General features: G+C 66.4%; 18 protein-coding genes. 6 read left to right on the forward strand and 12 right to left on the reverse strand.

Annotated features, from left to right (window positions below):
- Position 1 precedes the first annotated feature (1 nt).
- The 4 genes from GIW81_RS12960 to GIW81_RS12975 form a co-directional block, all read right to left on the reverse strand.
- A complete protein-coding gene (locus GIW81_RS12960) occupies positions 2-268 on the reverse strand; it encodes a transglycosylase (RefSeq protein ID WP_154739805.1) in 267 nt (88 codons plus the stop codon).
- Between the two features lie 78 nt (positions 269-346).
- Positions 347-826, reverse strand: coding sequence for a 23S rRNA (pseudouridine(1915)-N(3))-methyltransferase RlmH (gene rlmH / locus GIW81_RS12965; RefSeq protein ID WP_154739806.1), 480 nt, complete (start codon positions 824-826; stop codon positions 347-349).
- A 55-nt stretch (positions 827-881) separates the two neighbouring features.
- Entirely contained in the window at positions 882-1,295 is a 414-nt protein-coding gene (gene rsfS / locus GIW81_RS12970) for a ribosome silencing factor (protein ID WP_154739807.1), read from the reverse strand.
- 215 nt (positions 1,296-1,510) lie between these two features.
- A complete protein-coding gene (locus GIW81_RS12975) occupies positions 1,511-2,146 on the reverse strand; it encodes a nicotinate-nucleotide adenylyltransferase (protein WP_154739808.1) in 636 nt (211 codons plus the stop codon).
- A gap of 151 nt (positions 2,147-2,297) precedes the next feature.
- Here GIW81_RS12975 and GIW81_RS12980 point away from each other — a divergent pair, with 151 nt between their 5' ends.
- The 4 genes from GIW81_RS12980 to GIW81_RS12995 all read left to right on the forward strand — a co-directional run bounded on the left by GIW81_RS12980 (position 2,298) and on the right by GIW81_RS12995 (position 6,922).
- Positions 2,298-3,302 (forward strand): serine hydrolase, encoded by a 1,005-nt coding sequence (locus tag GIW81_RS12980; RefSeq protein WP_154739809.1) that lies wholly within the window; start codon positions 2,298-2,300, stop codon positions 3,300-3,302.
- Between the two features lie 5 nt (positions 3,303-3,307).
- On the forward strand, positions 3,308-3,793 hold the full coding sequence (locus GIW81_RS12985) for a YybH family protein (protein ID WP_154739810.1): 486 nt from the start codon (positions 3,308-3,310) through the stop codon (positions 3,791-3,793).
- A 70-nt stretch (positions 3,794-3,863) separates the two neighbouring features.
- The gene (locus tag GIW81_RS12990) at positions 3,864-4,415 is read left to right on the forward strand and encodes a PRC-barrel domain-containing protein (RefSeq protein WP_154739811.1); all 552 of its coding nucleotides are present in this window, start codon (positions 3,864-3,866) and stop codon (positions 4,413-4,415) included.
- Between the two features lie 308 nt (positions 4,416-4,723).
- Positions 4,724-6,922 carry a putative bifunctional diguanylate cyclase/phosphodiesterase gene (locus GIW81_RS12995; RefSeq protein ID WP_154739812.1) on the forward strand — a complete coding sequence of 733 codons (2,199 nt, stop codon included), beginning with the start codon at positions 4,724-4,726 and terminating at the stop codon, positions 6,920-6,922.
- Here GIW81_RS12995 and ada read toward each other — a convergent pair whose 3' ends face one another.
- The 6 genes from ada to proB form a co-directional block, all read right to left on the reverse strand.
- Positions 6,923-8,005, reverse strand: a complete 1,083-nt coding sequence (gene ada / locus GIW81_RS13000; RefSeq protein WP_154739813.1) for a bifunctional DNA-binding transcriptional regulator/O6-methylguanine-DNA methyltransferase Ada — start codon at positions 8,003-8,005, stop codon at positions 6,923-6,925.
- Between the two features lie 93 nt (positions 8,006-8,098).
- Entirely contained in the window at positions 8,099-8,650 is a 552-nt protein-coding gene (locus GIW81_RS13005) for an SRPBCC family protein (RefSeq protein ID WP_154739814.1), read from the reverse strand.
- A gap of 92 nt (positions 8,651-8,742) precedes the next feature.
- Positions 8,743-8,964 carry a hypothetical protein gene (locus GIW81_RS13010; protein WP_154739815.1) on the reverse strand — a complete coding sequence of 74 codons (222 nt, stop codon included), beginning with the start codon at positions 8,962-8,964 and terminating at the stop codon, positions 8,743-8,745.
- Between the two features lie 29 nt (positions 8,965-8,993).
- Complete coding sequence (locus GIW81_RS13015) at positions 8,994-11,753, reverse strand: outer membrane protein assembly factor BamB family protein (RefSeq protein WP_154739816.1); 2,760 nt, start codon at positions 11,751-11,753, stop codon at positions 8,994-8,996.
- A gap of 175 nt (positions 11,754-11,928) precedes the next feature.
- Positions 11,929-13,215, reverse strand: a complete 1,287-nt coding sequence (locus GIW81_RS13020) for a glutamate-5-semialdehyde dehydrogenase (RefSeq protein WP_154739817.1) — start codon at positions 13,213-13,215, stop codon at positions 11,929-11,931.
- Position 13,216: 1 nt separating this feature from the next.
- Positions 13,217-14,374 carry a glutamate 5-kinase gene (gene proB, locus GIW81_RS13025; RefSeq protein WP_154739818.1) on the reverse strand — a complete coding sequence of 386 codons (1,158 nt, stop codon included), beginning with the start codon at positions 14,372-14,374 and terminating at the stop codon, positions 13,217-13,219.
- A 184-nt stretch (positions 14,375-14,558) separates the two neighbouring features.
- Between proB and GIW81_RS13030 the strand changes: the two genes are divergently transcribed.
- Together GIW81_RS13030 and GIW81_RS13035 are read left to right on the forward strand one after the other, a co-directional pair.
- The gene (locus GIW81_RS13030) at positions 14,559-15,683 is read left to right on the forward strand and encodes a WD40 repeat domain-containing protein (RefSeq protein ID WP_154739819.1); all 1,125 of its coding nucleotides are present in this window, start codon (positions 14,559-14,561) and stop codon (positions 15,681-15,683) included.
- A gap of 10 nt (positions 15,684-15,693) precedes the next feature.
- Positions 15,694-16,287, forward strand: a complete 594-nt coding sequence (locus GIW81_RS13035) for a class I SAM-dependent methyltransferase (RefSeq protein ID WP_154739820.1) — start codon at positions 15,694-15,696, stop codon at positions 16,285-16,287.
- 4 nt (positions 16,288-16,291) lie between these two features.
- Here GIW81_RS13035 and GIW81_RS13040 read toward each other — a convergent pair whose 3' ends face one another.
- Positions 16,292-16,852: an HdeD family acid-resistance protein gene (locus GIW81_RS13040; RefSeq protein ID WP_154739821.1), complete on the reverse strand. Its 561-nt coding sequence runs from the start codon at positions 16,850-16,852 to the stop codon at positions 16,292-16,294.
- Between the two features lie 50 nt (positions 16,853-16,902).
- On the reverse strand, positions 16,903-18,471 hold the full coding sequence (locus GIW81_RS13045; RefSeq protein WP_154739822.1) for a phytoene desaturase family protein: 1,569 nt from the start codon (positions 18,469-18,471) through the stop codon (positions 16,903-16,905).
- Between the last annotated feature and the right edge of the window lie 96 nt (positions 18,472-18,567).

Here is an 18,567-nt window from a genome sequence, read left to right on the forward strand (position 1 = left end):
CTCAGCGGCCCTGCCAGAGGTAGATCGTCAGCGCCGCGCCGCCGACGGCGAGGATGTACGCCAGGAGCTCCGAGCCGATCCCGAGAATGCTGGCGATGTGGTAGCCCATGAACGAGCCGGCGATGCCGACCAGCGCGTAGGTGATCTCGCCGCCGGTCGTGGCGCCGGCCACCTGTCGGCCGATCCAGTTATGGCCGTAGCGGATCATGGCGAACCCAACCGCAGCACCGAACAAGACGAGCAGAAGAAACGTGCCTAGAGCGCCCATTGTCGACCTCGTGGTGTTTGACCCGAATCACTGCCCGCCATTGTAACGGACTTGCCGTCAATGCGGCGAGCCGCTCCGTCAGGCGCGGTGATAGGGGTGGCCGGAGAGGATCGTTGCGGCGCGGTAAAGCTGCTCGATGAGCACGGCGCGCGCCATCCCGTGCGGCAGCGTCATCGGCCCGAGCGACAGTTTGAGCGCGGCGCCGTCGAGGGCCGCGGGACCGTGGCCGTCCGGGCCGCCGATCAAAAAGGCGAGGCCCTTAGCGCCGCCATCCCGCCGCTGCGCGATCCACTTGGCGAAGGCTTCGCTCGACAGCGCCTTGCCGCCCTCGTCGAGCACGACGCGCACGTCGGCAGTGCCAGCCGCCTTCATCAGGCGCGCCGCCTCGTCGGCCTTGCGCGCATCCGCGCCGGCCGCGCGGCTTTCGCTAAGTTCGGTGATTGTTAGGGGACCGAGGCAGAGGCTGCGCCCCGCCGCATCGAAGCGCTTACTATAGCGCTCGCACAGCTCGCGCTCGGCGTCCTTCAGGCGGCCGACGGCGGCAACGACGAGGCGCATGCAGGCTTCTCCCGCGGAAGCGCGGGACCATTACGTCGGCCGCCGTCGCCCTAGATCAGTGGGCGGTCGTCGGCTCGACGGGGCGCTCAGCCGACCACATCTTCTCGAGGTTATAGAACTCACGCACCTCGTCGCGGAAGACGTGGACGATGATGTCGCCGGTGTCGATCAGGACCCAGTCACAGGCTTCCATGCCCTCGATGCGCACGCGACCGAGGCCCTGGTCCTTGAGCTTGCGTCCGACCTGTTCGGCAATTGCGCCAACGTGCCGGTCCGACCGGCCGGTGGCGACGACCATGAAGTCACCGATGGAAGACTTACCTGCCAGATCGATCGTCACGATCTCCTCGGCTTTCGCCTCGTCGAGCCAATGGACGATGTCCTTGAGCAGGGCTGCCGGCTTCTGTCCGTCTGACAAAAGTTCGGCGTGAGGCGCGCCCCTACGGGCACCCTCAAGTGCGGTTCGCATCGTGTGCTGGTTGTCCCTTCCTCATGCACCCCTTGGGGCCTGCGCCACGGCGCTACGCGCAATTCCACGCCGTCGACGCTCGTCAGCGGACGGCACTCGCCGGTCCACCGAACCGAAACATAAGGCCTCTCCGGCCCCATCAGCAATAGTTAATGCGTGACAAACCCGTGAAACGGCCATGAGTCCCTGTCAAAAAACGTCTATATTTTATAGCTTTACCGGTTTGCCGCGCGGCGGAGGGCCGTTGAGGACGCCTCCGACAGCCGGGTGCTGAGCAAGGCCCAAGCCGGTGGGTGCATGACCGGTAGGCGCCCGGCCAGGCTCTCGGCGACGCGGTAGCGGGCGAGGCTCGTGGCCGCCGGCGAGGCAAGCGCCCGCAACCTCCAGCCCGGCCGGTCGACCACGGCGATGGGCACCAGGCGAGCGATGTCGCGCCAATGCTGCCAGCGGTCGAAGCCGGCGAGGTTGTCGGCGCCCATGACCCAGACGAAGTGCACGCCCGGCAGCCGCCGCATGACAAAGCGGAGGGTGTCGTAGGTGTAGCGGCTACCGAGCGCCGCCTCGAACCCCGTCACCTTGATGCGCGGGTCGGCGGCGAACTTGCGGCTCGCCTCGATGCGCTCCGCCAGCGGCGGCAGTCCGTCGCCGCTCTTCAGCGGATTGCCGGGCGTCACCATCCACCAGAGTTGGTCGAGACGCAGCCGGCGGATGGCGGTCGAGGCGCAGGTCGCGTGTCCCGCGTGCGGCGGGTTGAACGTTCCGCCCATCAGGCCGATGCGCTGCCCGGCGAATGCCAGGGGCATCGCGGCGCTGAGTTCGGCGGAGCTCGGGCTGGCGGAAGGGCGGGACATGGCTCTTTGCCGGACGACGTTCGTTTCGATTGTAGGCGATAACAGATTGAATACGCATACCGTCCAAATCCGACATGCAACCTGAGTAACGCGCCGGTCATTATTGGTCTGTCATTGCTGATGCAGCCGGCCGACTTGGCCAGGAGGCAAGATGCGCAGACGGCAATTTCTCGCTTCGGCTGCAGTGCTCGCGGGGGTAGCCGCCGTGCGCGCCCCGGCGTTCGCTGCCGACGACGGCGGCAAGTCGCACGCCATTCCGCATCTCCTCGACGGTTTTTTGAAGTTGCCCGGTCAGAAGGGCGTGCAGGTCGACGTCGACGTGCCGACGAGCCCGTGGCGCGTGACGTCCAATCCGGACGATGCGCTGTTCTGCGGCAGCTGTTTCAAAACCTTCGTGCTCAGCGCGTACCTGCAGGAGGTTGAGGCCGGGCGTCTTGACGAGCTCGAGCAGCTTGTCGTCGACGACGGCGTGCGCTCGTTCAGCAGCCTCGTGCTCGAGAACCTCACCGGCAAGACGCCGGCGAAGTGCGCGCTCGAGGCGATGATCACGCATAGCGACAACACCGCGACCGACATGGCGTTGAAGCGGGTCACGCCGGCGCGCGTGCGCCAGTTCATCGCCGATGCGGGCCTGAAGAAAGCGCGCATCCCGAATTCGACGCGGCAGTTCTTCTCCTACGTCGCCGGCGCCCCACAGGGCACTGATATCGGCTGGAAAGCGATGCGGGCGATCATCGCCGACGATAAGCCCGACACGTCGAAGTACCGCCCCGCGCTCAACGACGTCGAGACGATGGCCGCGCCGGCTTCCGAGTTCGTCGCCTATTACAAGCGCGCGCTGACGGGCGGATACTTCCAGAAGCCCGAGACGCTCACCGAATTCAAGCGCATCCAGGCCATGGCGGACGCCATCGCCATGGTCGTACCGGCCGACACCCCCGCCTACATGAAGGGCGGCTCGATCGACTGGAACGGCTTCCATTGCCTGGCGATCGCCGGACAGATGATCGTGCGCGATACGCCGGTCACCGTCGCGTTCCTGCACAACTGGACCGACGCCGATGGCGATCAGAAGCAGACGACGGCCGCCTTCAAGGACGCCGTCGCCGAGGTGCTCGGCAAAGTCCACAAGCGGGTGCTCGAGGTTCGCGCATAGAGGCCATGCCCAGCGACAACATCCTGCTGTCGACCGTATTGGCGCTGCTAGTCGCTGCCGCGCCCGCGACCTCTGCGGTTGCAGAAAGCGCCGAGGACACGATCCGCGCCACGCTGGTGCAGTGGACCAAGGACTTCAACGCCGGCAACGCCGACAAGGTGTGCGCTCTGTTCTCGCCCGAGTTGCGCTACGATTTCCGCGGGTATCCGGAGCGGGACTACGACGACGTCTGTACGCGCCTCAAGAGGTCATTGAGCGACAAGAGCAAACGCTACGAATACGGCCTCGACATCCGCGAAATCATCCCCGCCGGCGACATCGCTATCGTGCGGCTGACTTGGACTCTCACTGTTGCACTGCCGAACGGACAGACAGTTTCGAGCGTTGAGCCGGGCATGGACATTTTTCGCAAGTCCCCGGACGGACAATGGAAAATCATCCGATACCTAGCTTACGAGGCGCCGCAGCGCCCAATAAGCAGCGGGGAGTAGAACCCGCGGGCCACTGAAAGAGTTGTTGTGGATGTGTGTTCGTAAAGGCCGACCCCAAGGAGGAGTCAAAATGAAAGTCCGTTACAGTCTGATCGCCGCATTTGCGGTGATGTCCGCCCCCGTGTTCGCTCAGGATGCGCCGGCGCCTTCGACGCAGGAGTCTTCGCCGCCCGCGCAGACCGAGCCGATGGCACCCGCAACTCCGCCGGCCGCCACCACCCCGTCGGCGGCCGATCCGGCGCCCGCGCCGGCGCCTGCTCCGGCTGCTCCCGATAAGGAAGCCGCCGCTCCTGCTCCCAGCACGTCCACCACCATGGCCTCCGGCGACCTGAAGGAGTCCGAGGACGACGCCAAGATGGTCCCGTCGCTGAACGCGACCGTCGACAAGGTCGAGGAAATGGACATCTTCGACGGCAACGGCAAGAAGATCGCCGAGGTCGATGCCGTCCTCGAGGACTCGGCCGGTGAAGTGAAGGGCGTCGCCATCGAGTACGGCGGCTTCCTCGGCTTCGGCGAGAGTGGCGCGATCCTGACCTTCGACCAGGTCAAGGCGCAGGACGGCAAGTTGATCACGACCCTCAGCGAGGATGAGCTGAAGACGCTTCCGGCCTGGGACAAGTAAGCCCCGACCTATCAATGCAGCGCGCGACGCTTCGGCACCGCGCGCTGCATTTGCGCGTCTGAAAGAAACGCATCGTTAGGCATAGCCGGAACTGGCTCATCTTTGAGCACGCGCGCCTTCGGCACGGGCAACGGCCTATTGCTGCAGCACGATCGCCCGCTGCAGGGGCCGCGTAGACGGCGTCCCCGCATCAACGCTGCCCAACAACCAAGCGCGACGAGTGCGGATCGAATTTGCCGCAGTAGACCGCAAAATCGTTTGTTAGCCTCTGGCAGGCAGCTTGGGCACGCATTGCCAGGGGCGGAGCCATGTTCGACAAGCCGACAACCAACACGCGCGACACCCGCCTCGGGCGCGCTCGCACCTTCGTTCGTCGCGCCGGCGAGCGCGCTGCCGGTTTCGGCGCTGCGCTGTGGGAAGCGCTCGACGGCAGCGGCAAGGAAGTGAGAAGCGCGCGCGCCGTTGCCGACGCCGCCGTCGCCACCGCCGCCACCGCGCATGCACGCCTGCGCGAAGCTCTCGAGATCCTGCCGCAGGGCATCGTCTTCCTCGACAACGAGGGGCGCTACATCCTGTGGAACCAGAAGTACGCCGACATCTACAAGCGCAGCGCCGACCTGTTCAAAGTCGGGGCACGGCTCGAGGACACTCTGCGGGTCGGCGTCGCCCGCGGCGACTATCCCTCCGCTAACGGCCGCGAAGAAGCGTGGATCAAGGAGCGCCTCAATCTTCTCTACGAGCCCGGTTCCCAGCACGAGCAGGTTCTCGCCGACGGCCGCTGCATCCTCATCGAGGAACGCAAGACCGGCGACGGCGGCATCATCGGCCTGCGCATGGACATCACCGGCTTGAAGCAGCGCGAGGCCTCCTTCCGGCTGCTGTTCGACGAGAATCCTGTGCCGATGTTCGTCTTGCGCCGCGATACGCAGGGCTTCCTCGCCGCCAACGCCGCCGCCGTCTCGCACTACGGGTTCAGCCGCGAGGAGCTTCTCTGCATGCGCCTGCCCGACCTGCAGGTGGCAGACGACGCGCCGGAAGATGATAGCGCCGCGCCGTTCGAGACCAGCGTTACGACCTCCACGCACCGCGCGCGTGACGGCCGTGCCATGGAGGTGGTCTCCTTCTCCCGCCAGCTCGACTACGAGGGTACGCCGGCGCTGCTCATCGCCGTCATCGACGTCACCGAGCGCAAGGAGGCCGAGGCGCGCATCGCCTACATGGCGCACCACGATTCCCTCACCGATCTCCCCAACCGCGTGCTGTTCCGCCAACATCTGTCGGACGCGCTGGCAAAGCGCTCACGCACCGGCGGCTGCGTCGGCGCACTGTGCATCGACCTCGACAACTTCAAGCTGGTGAACGACACGCTCGGTCATCCGGTCGGCGACCGGCTCTTGCAGGATGTGGCCGAGCGCATAAAGCGCGTCACCCGCGACCGCGAGACGGCCGCGCGGCTCGGCGGCGACGAGTTCGCGATGCTGGTGCCCGATGTGAAATCTCCGCAGGATCTGGCGGTGCTGGCGCAGCGGCTCATCGACGTCATCAGCGAGCCCTACATCACCGATGGCCACGTCCTGACTGTTGGCACGACCATCGGCATCGCCGTCGCGCCCACCGACGGCGACGATGCCGACCGCCTGTTGCGCAACGCTGACCTCGCCCTCTACCGCGCCAAGGCCGACGGCAAATCCACCTTCCGCTTCTTCGAGCCGGAGATGGATGCCCAGGCGCAGGCCCGCCGCCAGCTCGAGATCGATCTCCGGTCGGCGCTCGCCGCCGAGGAGCTGGAGGTCCACTACCAGCCGCTCGTCGACCTCGAAACGCACGACGTCGTCGGCTTCGAGGCTCTGCTGCGCTGGCCGCACGCGTCGCGCGGCTACATCCCGCCGTCCGAGTTCATTCCCCTCGCCGAGGAGACCGGTCTCATCACCCCGCTCGGCAACTTCGCGCTGCGCCGGGCTTGCGCCGACGCGACCGAATGGCCGGAGCACGTCAAGCTTGCCGTGAACCTCTCGCCGATGCAGTTCCGCGTCGGCAATATCTTCGTCACCGTCAGCGAGGCGTTGCGCGAAAGCGGGCTGGCTCCGGAGCGGCTCGACCTGGAGATCACCGAGAGCGTGCTTCTGGATCGCACCGACCAGGTCATCGCTCACCTGCACGCGCTGCGCGCCCTCGGCGTGCGCATCTCGATGGACGACTTCGGCACCGGCTACTCGTCACTGAGCTACCTGCGCGCCTTCCCGTTCGACAAGATCAAGATCGACCGCTCGTTCGTGCGCGGCCTGCAGGGCAACCCGCAGACTTTGGCGATCGTGCGCGCGATCCTCGGCCTCGCCGAGGGTCTCGACATGCGCGTGGTCGCCGAAGGCATCGAGACGCAGGCGGATCTCGCCTGCCTTGCGGCGGAAGGCTGCAAGGAGGGGCAGGGCTTCTACTTCAGCGAAGCGCGTCCGCAGGGCGAAGTTCTGAAGCTGCTGCGTGAGGCACCGCGCCGCCAAGTCGCCTGATCAGCGCTTGCGCTTCTCGCGGTCGAGCAGCGCCTGTTTGCGCTCCACGCCCCAGCGATAGCCGGTGAGCTTGCCCGTGCTGCCCACCACGCGATGGCAGGGGATCGCCACGGCAATGCGATTCGCCGCGCAGGCGGTGCCGACGGCGCGCACCGCCTCTGGCTTGCCGATGCGCCGCGCGATGTCGCCGTAGGTGACGGTCTCGCCGGGCGGGATCTCACGCAGCGCCGTCCACACCCGATGCTGGAAGGCCGTGCCCTGCACGTCGAGCGGCAGGTCGAGCGCCTTCTGCGGCTGCTCGACGTAGGCGACGACCTTGGCGACCAGGTCCTTGAACGCGCGGTCGCCCTTGGTCAGCTTGGCGCGCGGCAATCGATCGCGCAGCTCCCGCTCCAGCTCGGCAGGGTCGTCGCCAAAGAACAGGGCGCATATCCCCTTGTCGGTCGCGGCGACGAGCATCTTGCCGAGCGTGCATTTGGCGATGGCGTGACGGATCTCCGTATCGGCGCCGCCGGCGCGATAGGCGCGGGGCTTCATGCCCAGCGACGGCGTCGCATCGGCGTAGAAGCGGCCGGGGGAGTTGAACCCCGCTTCATAGATCGCTTCGGTCACGGACTTGTCTCCTTTCAGCGCGTCACGCACCCGCTTGTTGCGGTGGGCGACGGCGTAGGCTTTCGGCGTCAGACCGGTCGCCGCCTTGAACACGCGATGGAAGTGGTAGGAGCTGAGGCCAGCGGAAGCGGCGAGGGTTTCGAGGTTCGGTGCCGTTTCCGCCGTCTCGATCATCCGGCAGGCGACCGCGATTTTCTCGGCCTGCGCATTGTTGCCGCTCGCCATCTTGGGCTTGCAGCGCTTGCAGGCACGAAAGCCCGCGGCCTCGGCCTCGGCGCAAGTGGCGTAGAAGCTCACGTTCTTGCGCAGCGGTTTGCGCGCCGGACACGACGGCTTGCAGTAGATGCCCGTCGTCTTGACGCCCAAGACGAAGGAGCCGTCGGCCGCCTTGTCGCGCGCCAGCACCGATGCCCAGCGGCGATCGTCGGCCGCGGCGGCTTTGCCGGTGGTCTGGGAGGTAGAGCGGGACATGGGACCTATTCTGGCGTGTTCCATGCGCCATACATAGGGGCGTGCGCTGCGCTCCGCACTCCGATCCTTGCGGTCGAATTCGAAAGCGGCCGATCAGGGGCTCGGAGCAGGTGCGGCGCCGCTCTCGGCGACCGTCTTCAGCTTGGCGAGGCCCTTGTCCATCTCGTCGCCGATCATCTTCTTGCCGTTGAATACGATGCACATCGCCTTCTCGATGAAGTTCTGCTTGCCGCCCATGCTCCAGGTGACGACGGTCTGATTGGCCTCCGGCTTGAACTCGAACGTCGAGCTGCTCGTGTTCTCGAACGGCTTGGTGAAGTCGACCTTGAGATCGACCAGCTCGTTGGGGCGGCTGTCGACGACGGTCATCTTGCCCTCGCCGATCTGATCGTTGCCCGACCAGGTGAACACCGCGTCCTTGCCGGCGGCCGGGCCCTCGAAGCCCACCTTGGCGTTCGGGTCCATCTTCGCCCACGGCGACCAGGCGTCCCACTTCTTCAGATCGTTGACGTTGTCGAAGACGGCGGCGGGCGGGGCGGCGATGGTCGCCTGGCGCTGGATGTGCAGGTCGTCCGGCTGCATGGCGACGTAGCCGGCGAACGCGGCGATGAGCACGACGAGCACGAGAAGGATCTTCTTGAGCATGGCTTCGCTCCCGTTGTTTTGTTTGGGCGCACGCCGCCACGTCAATCGGGCGACTTCGCGGCGCTGCGATCACATTTTCTAGGGAAAGGCCCTTAGCGGCCGAGGCGCCGCGCCTCGGCGCGGTCAAACGCCAGCTGCTCGGCGGGGGTGCACCACGGGTTGCCGTAGTAGCCCCAGCGGCCGTTGAAGCGCGTGCAGTCCTTCACCGGCGGCGGCGCGCTACGCACGCCTTTGCGGCTGCCGGCTTCCGACGACGCCCCATGTGCTGCCGTCAAAGCCATGGTGAGCGCGAAGAGGCTTATGAATCGCAGCATGATCTACCTGACCTCGTCAGTGCTCCCCTCTATCTAAGCTGGGAGGGGTCGATCTCAAAGGGGTTCTTTTGCTCGCGCGACATCGTCGAAGCCTTGATCTTCATTGTTTCCAGTAGCTCGCCATTGGTGCGGTCTAGAGAGAAGAGGTTGCCGGCCGCATCGAGGTAGTCGACCACCTTGCGCTTCCCACCCTTCACGCTCTTCTCCGACAAGGTTAGCTCAGCGCTGCCGGCCTCGTCCCATTCGCTCGACGCGGGGAGCCTGTAGATCCATTTCGCCTCGCCGGTATCGATCGCGCGCGCAAATATTGTCCGCGATGCTAGCGGTGAGCGGGCCTGGGGTTGGAACGGCGCGCTTTCGCTAGCGACATAATACATGAGCTTCAGCGCCGGATCGAAGACGGCCTTGCTCAGCTGCTTGCCGCCACTGATCTTCCACTGATCGCCGGTCCACGTCTTGAGGCTAGAATCCCTTCCGACCGGCTTGCCCTCCGCCATGGTCGTCTCCGGATTGAAGAGGATTTGGTCATCCGGGCCCCTCGAGTACGCGCGCCAATTTTGCTTGCCTGTCTTCACGTCGAGGGAGGTCATATAGTCGCGCGTGCCAAACTCAGCGCCCGACACGCTGACCATAACCTGATCATCGACGACGTAGGGCAGGCGGTCTCCGACCTGACCTTTCTGGGGATCGCCGGTGCGGGTCTTCCACAGCTCCTTGCCGGTCTTGGCGTCGAGCGCGATGAGCGTCGTGTCGGACTCGTACTTGATGACCTTGCCGTCGGCGTAGGCGAGCCGTCCGCTGTTGGGCTCGTCGCAGCACATGACCGGAATGACGGTGGGGTCCTGTTGCGCCACGTGGGTCCAGGCGACCGATGGGCTTTGATCGAGGTTCACCGCGACGACCTTGTTGGTGAGCGGCATGCTGACAATAACCTTATCGTCGACCTGCAACGGCGCGAAGGCATCGCCGCCCGTCATCGGACCCGCCAGTGCCACCAGCGTGTTGCGGCCCTCGTTGAGTTTGCGTGCTTCAATAGACGCTAGCGCGCCGCTCTCGGCAGCATCGATGCGGGTTGCCGGCTCAAGCCCCTTCATGCTGGCCACAAGTTCCACCTTCGCCGCTTTGTCGTCGGCGGGGGGCGCAATAGTAGCTTGAGCGAGCAGGGTCTTTACGTCGACACCCTGCCGCTCCCTGATCTCATCGTTGACTGGGCAGCCAGAAAATTCCGGACCTTTCCCCGATTCGAAAGTCTTCAGCCGGCAGTCGAGGTAGACGTTGGCGCTGGCCAGGGTTTGCAACACTGCGTCCTTTTCCGACGCGTGGCTGTCGAGATATGCCGTCGCGGCGTCTGCCTGGGCGCGCTTGGCGATAGTGATCACGTCACGGATGTAGGTAGCGAAGGCGGTGCAGTTGAGTAGCGAGGAATGGGAGATACGGCACTCGTGACGCTCGGTCGCGTCGCCGTCCTCGAGTTGAGTGAAGCCGCGCGCCAGCGCGTTTCTGCCGACGAACATGGGCACCGTTCCATCACCCTCGGTCCATGGCGGTCGGGCGACGTCCTCGATCACCCAGACCGGCGTGCTCCATGGCAACCACCCCCACCAAGTCGATTTCTTCGTGATCTCGAAGGAAGCATCAGTCTTCTCCGAGTTGCTCGCGAAGTACTTCACCTTCACGTTGGCAGGGAACTTGTACTGCGCCAGCCGGCAGAGAAATGCCCGCGCTTTGGGGAGTGTCTCGGCCAGGAAGCCATAGAACTCTTTTGTCGTGCGGGATGGCGGCTTCGTCGCTGGCCAACCCATCTCCTCCCATGCCTTCGCGTCGAAGATCGAGAACTTGTCGCCGCTTCCCCCGATATCGGCGATGTGCGGCGGCCAGTCGTCGGGCGGCATGGTGTAGTGACTCATGCAATCCGCGGTGTGTTCGTGATAGATCGGAAGCAGTTGATAGACGCTCGGGAACAACGCCCCGTAGTCGTTCAGCGCCTTGGCCACAGTTCCCTTGTCGAGCCTGTCCTTCAGCAGGCCCAGCATCCCGCCGAAGCTCTTGGCCATGAGTGTGAAACCGCTTGCCAGCGATTTGATCGCCTTGGGCGCGCCGAAGTGCGGCGTGCCGAGGAAGATCACTTCCTTGATGTTGAGCGGCTTGGGCTGCGGTGCATTCGCACCCTCGACGCGACAACTGGGCATGCCCCCATAGCGCCGGAACCATTCCTTGACGACGAGACCGCCCATGCTGTGGGCAATGAAGCGGATCTCGCGGTCCTTGAATTGATCGTACTGCTTGGTGTCGCACAGCCAGTCGTTCAGTTTCTCCGCTGTGCGCCCGTTGTCCTGGCGCCAATCATAGGGAAAGTACGCGAGCAGATCGACGCCGAGCTGCGCGTTCTTGATCTCCTGGATTCCGCTGGCATAGGCATCGACCTCGTGCACGTTGCCGAGTTTGAAGTCGTAAAGGATTGTCGCACGCACGGCGCCGTCGTCGCCGTCGAGGATCGATAGGTCCGGTGTCGACGTATCGTAGAGTCCCCACAAGACATTGCTACCGTTCGGTGTGGTTCGCTCGAGCCGCGATCCGATTATGCCCGGTACGAAGATGAAGAGTGGATAGTTCGCACGGACAGCGTTCTTCTGCGCCGCGAGGAACCCGGGCAAAACGGTGCCGAGTTGCTGCTGAACTTCCGGCTTCGCAGTATTGAGAAGCGCAAAGTCGTCCGCCTGGGCCAGCGGCAGGGTGGCAAAGAGCCAAAGCCCGGCGAAGCTCAACCGCCTATGCGATCTGAAATGCATTTTGCGCCTCGTGCGCTGAAACGATCGGTCGGAAAAACTCACCGGCACGAGCACGTGCCAGTACGAACGGAAGAATAGAAGAAAGCGCACGACTTAAGCGTGCATTGTGCCGCGCGCGGGCGCGGAAGGCAATCCGCTCACGTGACAAACTTGATCGATGGGTGGCTTGCTTTGCCTATTTCGGCCGGATTTGTCCGTCGCCGCGGACCACGTACTTGAAGCTCGTCAGCTGCTCGACGCCGACGGGCCCGCGCGCGTGCAGCTTGCCGGTGGCGATGCCGATCTCGCCACCGAAGCCGAACTCGCCGCCGTCGGCGAACTGAGTCGAGGCGTTGTGCAGCACGATGGCGCTGTCGACCTCGCGCATGAAGCGCTCCGCCGTCGCCGTGTTGGCGGTGATGATGGCGTCGGTGTGCTGCGTGCTGTGCCCGGCGATGTGGGCGATGGCGCCGGCGACGCCGTCGACCGTCTTTACCGAGATGATGGCGTCGAGATATTCCGTTGTCCAGTCGGTGTCGGCGGCCGGCTTCACGCGCGCGTCGGCCTTCTGCGTCGCCGCGTCGCCGCGCACCTCGCAGCCGTCGTCGAGCAGCGCCTTGACGAGCGCGGGAAGAACGGCGGCCGGCGCCGCCTTGTCGACGAGTAGCGTTTCGGTGGCGCCGCACACGCCGGTACGCCGCATCTTGGCATTGAGCACGACCTCGACTGCCATGCCCAGGTCGGCATCCTTGTCGACGTAGGTGTGGCACAGCCCTTCGAGGTGGGCGAATACCGGCACGCGCGCTTCCTTCTGCACGCGCTCCACCAGGCTCTTGCCGCCGCGCGGCACAATCACGTCGATCGAGCCGTCGAGACCCGCGAGCATGTGGCCGACCGCGGCGCGATCGGCGATCGGCACGAGCTGGATCGCCGCCTCGGGCAGCCCGGCGCTCTTCAATCCGGAGGCCATCGCCGCGTGGATGGCGAGCGAGGAGTTGAGGCTTTCGGAGCCTGCGCGCAGGATAGCGGCGTTGCCGGCCTTCACAGCGAGCGCGCCGGCATCCGCCGTCACGTTCGGGCGGCTTTCGTAGATGATGCCGATGACGCCGAGCGGCACGCGCACGCGCTGGAACTTCAGCCCGTTGGGTCGCGACCATTCGGCCAGCACGGTGCCGACGGGATCGGGCAGCTCGGCGATCTCCTCGACGCCCGTCGCCATGGCGGCGATGCGCGCCCCGTTGAGCAGCAGGCGGTCGATGAATGCGGCCGGGCGTCCCGCCGTGCGCGCCGCCTCGATGTCCTTGGTGTTGGCGGCGAGGATTTGCGGCGTCGCCTCGCGCAGCGCCTTGGCGGCGGCGCGCAGTGCCTTGGTCTTGGCTTCCGGTGTGGCGAGCGCGAGAGCGTGCGCGGCTTCGCGTGCCCGCCGGCCGATGGCGAGCATCGCTCCCTCGGTCGCGGTGTCGATGCGCTCGGGCTTGTTCATGTCACTTCCGCTGCAGGGCCATGTCGTCGCGATGGATCAGCTCATCGCAGCGCGACACCCCCAATATAGTGGCTATTTCGGCACTTTTCTTGCCGATGATGCGCTCCGCGTCGAAACGGGCGTAGGCGACGAGCCCGCGCCCCAGTTCACGGCCGTCCGGGCCGCGGATGATCACCGCGTCGCCGCGGTCGAAGTTGCCCTCGATGCGCGCCACTCCGGCCGGCAACAGGCTCTTGCCCGCGGCCAGTGCCTTCTCGGCGCCGGCATCGACGTGCACCTGGCCCTTGGGCTCGAGCTGCCCGGCGATCCAGCGCTTGCGCGCCGTCATCGGGTCGGAATGCGCAAGGAACCAGGTGCAAGGCGCGCCCTCACCGATGGAGCGCAGCGGGTGCATGACCTTGCCGCTGGCGATCACCATGTGCGTGCCGCCGCCGAGCGCAACTTTGGCGGCCTCGATCTTGGTCTTCATGCCGCCCTTCGACAGCTCGGTGCCGACATCGCCCGCCATCGCCTCGATCTCCGGCGTGATGGCAGTGACGACGTCGAGCCGCGTCGCATTGACGTTGGCGTTGGGCGGCGCCGTGTAGAGGCCGTCGATGTCGGACAGCAGCACCAGGCAGTCGGCCGTCACCATCGAGGCGACGCGCGCCGACAGCCGGTCGTTGTCGCCGTAGCGGATCTCGGTGGTCGCTACCGTGTCGTTCTCGTTGACGACCGGCACGGCGTTGAGCTCCAAGAGCGTGCTGATCGTGTGGCGGGCGTTGAGGTAGCGGCGGCGCTCCTCGGTGTCGCCGAGCGTCAAAAGAATCTGCGCGGCGACGAGCCCACGGGCGCCGCACATCTCCTGGTAGGCGTGCGCCAGGCTGATCTGGCCGACGGCAGCAGCCGCCTGGCTCTGCTCCAGCTCCAGCGGCCCCTTCGGCAGCTTCAGCGTGTGGCGGCCGAGCGCGATCGCGCCCGACGACACCAGCACAACCTGCTTGCCCGCGCGGATGAGCGCCGCGACGTCATCGAGCAGCGAGGCGAGCCACTCGGCCTTGAGCGTGCCCGTCGCCCGGTCGGTGAGCAGCGCCGAGCCGATCTTGACGACGATGCGCCGGGCGTTGGTCCACTCGGGGCGCACGGCGCTCGCCAGGGCTGTTTTTGCTTCGGTGGTCATGGTTTGCGCTTCGGCGCTTAGCTCAGGGAAAAAGTTCTCGGGCCAGCCTGATAGCCCAGGCGCGGCAAAAGCGGTAGCCTTGGCGGAAAACAAGGGGGCCGCAGGTCCCTCATAGCGCGGCGCACATAAACAGGCGGTTGCCTCCGGTCCGAGGGGCGGCCCCGCGCACGCTTGAGGGAGCCCCATGATCAGCAGCCGGCGCCGACTTGCGCTCGTCACACCGCTTCTCGCGCTCATCGCCTTCATCGCCCCCGGTCTGTCGGCGGGCACGATGGCGCCCGACGCGCCGCAGCCGATCCTTGTCCTCAAGGGCCACACCCGCGACCTCGCCAACGCCGCGTTCAGTCCCGACGGCAAGAGGGTCGTCACCGCGTCGAGCGACGGCACCGCACGGGTATGGGATGCCGCCACCGGCGCGGTTCTCGCCACGCTCAGCGGCCACGAGGAAGCGGTGCGCAGCGCCGCGTTCAGTCCGGACGGGACGCGCGTCGTCACCGCCTCGCGTGACGGGAGCGCACGTATCTGGGACGCGGCGACCGGCGTCGAACAGGTGAAGCTCGCCGGGCACGCGGGCATGCTGGAATACGCGGCGTGGAGCCCCGACGGAACGCGCGTCGTCACCGCCTCACGCGACAAGCGCGGGACGGTCTGGGACGCCGCGACTGGAAAGGTGATCGCCGAATTGGAGGGTCACAAGAGCCCGGTGATGCGCGCCGCGTTCAGCCCCGACGGCAGCCGTATCGTCACCGCCTCGACCGACAAGACGGCGCGCGTCTGGGACGCTGCCACGGGGGCTCCCGTCGCCACTCTCGAAGGCCACCAGCGCATGGTGCTCGGCGCCACGTTCAGCCCCGACGGAACGAGGGTCGCCACCGCCGGCAGCGACGAGACGGCGGCCATCTGGGACGCCAAGACGGGCACGCGGCTGGCGACGCTCACCGGCCACGAGCGCGGCGTTCTTCACATCGTGTTCTCGCCTGATGGCAGCACGATCCTCACCACCTCGAGCGACCGTACCGGCCGCATCTGGGACGCCAAGACGGGCGCTCTGCTGCACACGCTGCCGGGGCACGGGCGGCCGGTGATGAGCGGCGCCTTCAGCCCGGACGGCAAGCTCGCCGTCACCGCGTCGCACGACAAGAACGCGCGCATCTGGAACGTGGCGACGGGGGCGCTGCTGGCGACGCTGCCGACGGACGGCAGCGAGGTGCAGACGGCGGTGTTCAGCCCGGACGGCACGCGGCTCCTCACGGCAACCTTTGACGGGGTCGCGCGCATCTGGGATGTCAGCGCTTATAAACCGCGCTGAACGGGGCCGCATGTCGGAAGTCGTGCACATCTACGAGGCGAATGCCGCCGCCTTCGATCGCGACCGCGGCCGCCAGCTGATGGAGGCTGGTTACCTCGACGCGATCCTGAGCCGCCTGCCGAGTGAAAGCCGGTCCGTACTCGACCTCGGCTGCGGCGCCGGCGAGCCGATCGCCCGCTACCTGATCGACAACGACTGCCGCGTGACCGGCGTCGATGCGGCCCCGGCGATGATCGACCTGTGCAAGGCGCGCTTTCCGGATATGACCTGGATGGTCGGTGACATGCGCAGCCTGGCGCTGGGTCAGCGCTTCGGTGCGGTCATCGCCTGGGACAGCTTCTTCCACCTCGCGGCCGATGCGCAGCGCGGGATGTTCCCGATCTTCCGCGAGCATGTCGCGCCGTGCGGGCTCCTGCTGTTCACCTCCGGCCCTGAGCACGGCGAGGCGATCGGCGAGCTGTACGGGAAGCCACTCTATCACGCGAGCCTCGCCGCCGACGAATACCGGTGCTTGCTGGGACGGAACGGTTTCGAGGTCGTGCAGCACGCCGTCGAGGATCCGGCGTGCGGCGGACACACGGTGTGGCTGGCGCAGTCGATCTGAAGGTTCAGGCGGTCGCGCGCCGCACGTCCAGTGCCAGCAGCGTCAGGCTGACGCCCTGCAGCAGCAGCGCCGCGCCGACGATCGTGCCGAGCGTCCAACCGGCCGAGGACGGCAGGTCGAACAGGATCAGCAGGCCGGCGACGATCGAGATCACTGCCGAAAGGATCAGCCAGCGGCGGCTGCCCGCATCGCCGACGCCGCCGCCGATCATCAGCGAGGTGACGCCCTGGGCGACGAGCGTCGCGGCGATGATCATGGTCAGCGATACGAGGCCGAACGTCGGATAGAGGAAGATCAGGATGCCGCCGACGATGGAGGCGATGCCGCCGAACATCTGCCACGACGCGTGGCTCCAGTCGGAGGCGCGGATGCCGTGCATCAGCTGCAGCACGCCGGCCGCGACCAGCGCGGCGGCGATCCACATCTCGGTGGTCAGCGAGGCGGTGACCACGCCCATCGGCGTGCTCAGAATGAGGAAGCCGAAGAGGATGAGCACCACGCCGAGGGCCAATAGCCAGCCCCAGCTTTGATGCAGCTTGCCGCGCAGTCCCGTCGTCTCGGCCATTGTCCGCTCCCGCGAAGCTGTTCGTGGGGCCGGACTAGCATGCGATCTGCCTATTTTTTGCTAACCGGCATGGCGGCGAGCGCCTGTCGGGCGGCTATGGCCCCGCCGAGGATGGCGCCCGTGTAGCCGCCGCTCCCGGCGTAAGCGGAAGCGAGGAACAGCCGGTCGATGGGCGTGCGCGGCGAACGGCCGGTGCCCTTCCAGATCGGTCCCGCCGGCGGGGTGGGGGCAAACCCGTAGACGGCGCCCGCCGGTGCGTCGAGGTAGCTGTTCATCGAGCTCGCGGTGCTCATCACCGACGTCACCACGTTTTCGGCGAAGCCCGGATAGGCGCCATCGAGCGCCGCGACGAGCGCTTTCATCCAGGCGTCGCGCTTGGCGGCGTAGGCAGCGGCATCCATGCCCTGCCAATTGGCGAGCCGGTCGGCGCCGACGGCGGAGACGGGATACGGCGGTCCACCGAGCCCGCTATCGATCGCCGCATAGTTGACGACGGCGACGGGCGGCATCGCTTCGCCGGGGGCTTCGGCAAGCAGCGCCGCGCCGCGCTTGTAGTCGGCGAGCGTGCGCATCCACTCGGGCAACAGCATCGTCGAATAAGAGCTGAGCCCCAGCTCCTGCGGGCGCCGCGTCAAACCGAAAGTGGCCGAGAACAGCGATATCGACAGCGGCTGACCGATATACGGCTCCGCGAAGGTCTCGCGCCGGTCGGGCGGCAGCATCTCGGCCATCATGCTCGGCGCGGCGTTGCTGACGACCACGCGGGCGCGCACTTCGACGCGCTCGCCGTCCTTCTTGCCGACGTGCGCCACACCCACCGGCAGGCCGTGCGCGTCGAGCAAAATCTCGGTGACGCGGCGATGCAGGACAATCTCCCCGCCGGCGGCGCGGAACGCGCGGGCGATGGCGCTGCTCAGGCGTTGCGATCCACCCTGGACGAAGCAGCCGCCCGAGCCGATGTAGCCGCCTTGTGCCAACGCGAACAGGATCCACCACAACTGATCGGGATCGTCGTGCCAGTAGAGCATGTTGGCGGCGAGCGCAGCTTTGGCGCCCTCGTCGTCGCCAAATGCACGCTGCAGCCGCTGCGCCAGTGAGTGGCGCCAGCCGGTCACCACCGGCGCGAGCTTCAACAGCGCGGAGAGCCCCGCCAGAGGATCATCGAAGGCCGCGCGACCCTGGCTCAGCACTCCGAGCCCGGCGGTAATCCGTTCCATGTCGGCGAGCAATTCACCGATGCCGACACGCAGCGCCGGAAAGCGATCGATGAACGCCGCGCGTGCCTCGCCGAAGCCGTCCGGCAGCACGAATGGTACGGGGCCGAGCGGACCACCGCGCGCCTCGTAGACACTGCCCGCCGGCACCCACGTCACCTTGTCGAGCACGCCGAGGCCGCGAAGGATGTGGTGCTTGGGCTCGAGCGGGTCATGCGGGTTCGCGGTTTCGTGCAGCGAGCCTTCGACGACCATCTCGCCGGATTTGTAGGTCGAGGCGGCGCCACCGACGCTGTAGTTGCGCTCGATGAGCAGCGTCTTGCAGCCCCGCTGCGCGAGCGTGGCAGCGGCCGTCAAGCCACCCAGGCCTGCGCCGATGACGATGGCGTCGTATTGCGTGTCCATGCCGTGGAGTACTGGTGCCCGACTGATTTCGCTGCCGGTGTTTAGGCTAGAGAGCCGGCGAGGAATAGTCGCGCAATTACCTGCTTGCAACCGCGA

Source organism: Hyphomicrobium album (assembly GCF_009708035.1).
GTDB classification, from domain to species: Bacteria; Pseudomonadota; Alphaproteobacteria; order Rhizobiales; family Hyphomicrobiaceae; genus Hyphomicrobium_A; species Hyphomicrobium_A album.

Coding starts and splice junctions, on each gene's coding strand:
- GIW81_RS12985 (WP_154739810.1), top strand. CDS start 3,308: ATGCCCAGCGACAACATCCTGCTGTCGACCGTATTGGCGCTGCTAGTC.
- GIW81_RS13040 (WP_154739821.1), bottom strand. CDS start 16,852: ATGGCCGAGACGACGGGACTGCGCGGCAAGCTGCATCAAAGCTGGGGC.
- GIW81_RS12980 (WP_154739809.1), top strand. CDS start 2,298: ATGCGCAGACGGCAATTTCTCGCTTCGGCTGCAGTGCTCGCGGGGGTA.
- GIW81_RS12990 (WP_154739811.1), top strand. CDS start 3,864: ATGAAAGTCCGTTACAGTCTGATCGCCGCATTTGCGGTGATGTCCGCC.
- GIW81_RS13015 (WP_154739816.1), bottom strand. CDS start 11,753: ATGCATTTCAGATCGCATAGGCGGTTGAGCTTCGCCGGGCTTTGGCTC.
- GIW81_RS12960 (WP_154739805.1), bottom strand. CDS start 268: ATGGGCGCTCTAGGCACGTTTCTTCTGCTCGTCTTGTTCGGTGCTGCG.
- rsfS (WP_154739807.1), bottom strand. CDS start 1,295: ATGCGAACCGCACTTGAGGGTGCCCGTAGGGGCGCGCCTCACGCCGAA.
- GIW81_RS13035 (WP_154739820.1), top strand. CDS start 15,694: ATGTCGGAAGTCGTGCACATCTACGAGGCGAATGCCGCCGCCTTCGAT.
- ada (WP_154739813.1), bottom strand. CDS start 8,005: ATGTCCCGCTCTACCTCCCAGACCACCGGCAAAGCCGCCGCGGCCGAC.
- GIW81_RS13045 (WP_154739822.1), bottom strand. CDS start 18,471: ATGGACACGCAATACGACGCCATCGTCATCGGCGCAGGCCTGGGTGGC.
- GIW81_RS12995 (WP_154739812.1), top strand. CDS start 4,724: ATGTTCGACAAGCCGACAACCAACACGCGCGACACCCGCCTCGGGCGC.
- GIW81_RS13005 (WP_154739814.1), bottom strand. CDS start 8,650: ATGCTCAAGAAGATCCTTCTCGTGCTCGTCGTGCTCATCGCCGCGTTC.
- GIW81_RS12975 (WP_154739808.1), bottom strand. CDS start 2,146: ATGTCCCGCCCTTCCGCCAGCCCGAGCTCCGCCGAACTCAGCGCCGCG.
- GIW81_RS13030 (WP_154739819.1), top strand. CDS start 14,559: ATGATCAGCAGCCGGCGCCGACTTGCGCTCGTCACACCGCTTCTCGCG.
- rlmH (WP_154739806.1), bottom strand. CDS start 826: ATGCGCCTCGTCGTTGCCGCCGTCGGCCGCCTGAAGGACGCCGAGCGC.
- proB (WP_154739818.1), bottom strand. CDS start 14,374: ATGACCACCGAAGCAAAAACAGCCCTGGCGAGCGCCGTGCGCCCCGAG.
- GIW81_RS13020 (WP_154739817.1), bottom strand. CDS start 13,215: ATGAACAAGCCCGAGCGCATCGACACCGCGACCGAGGGAGCGATGCTC.
- GIW81_RS13010 (WP_154739815.1), bottom strand. CDS start 8,964: ATGCTGCGATTCATAAGCCTCTTCGCGCTCACCATGGCTTTGACGGCA.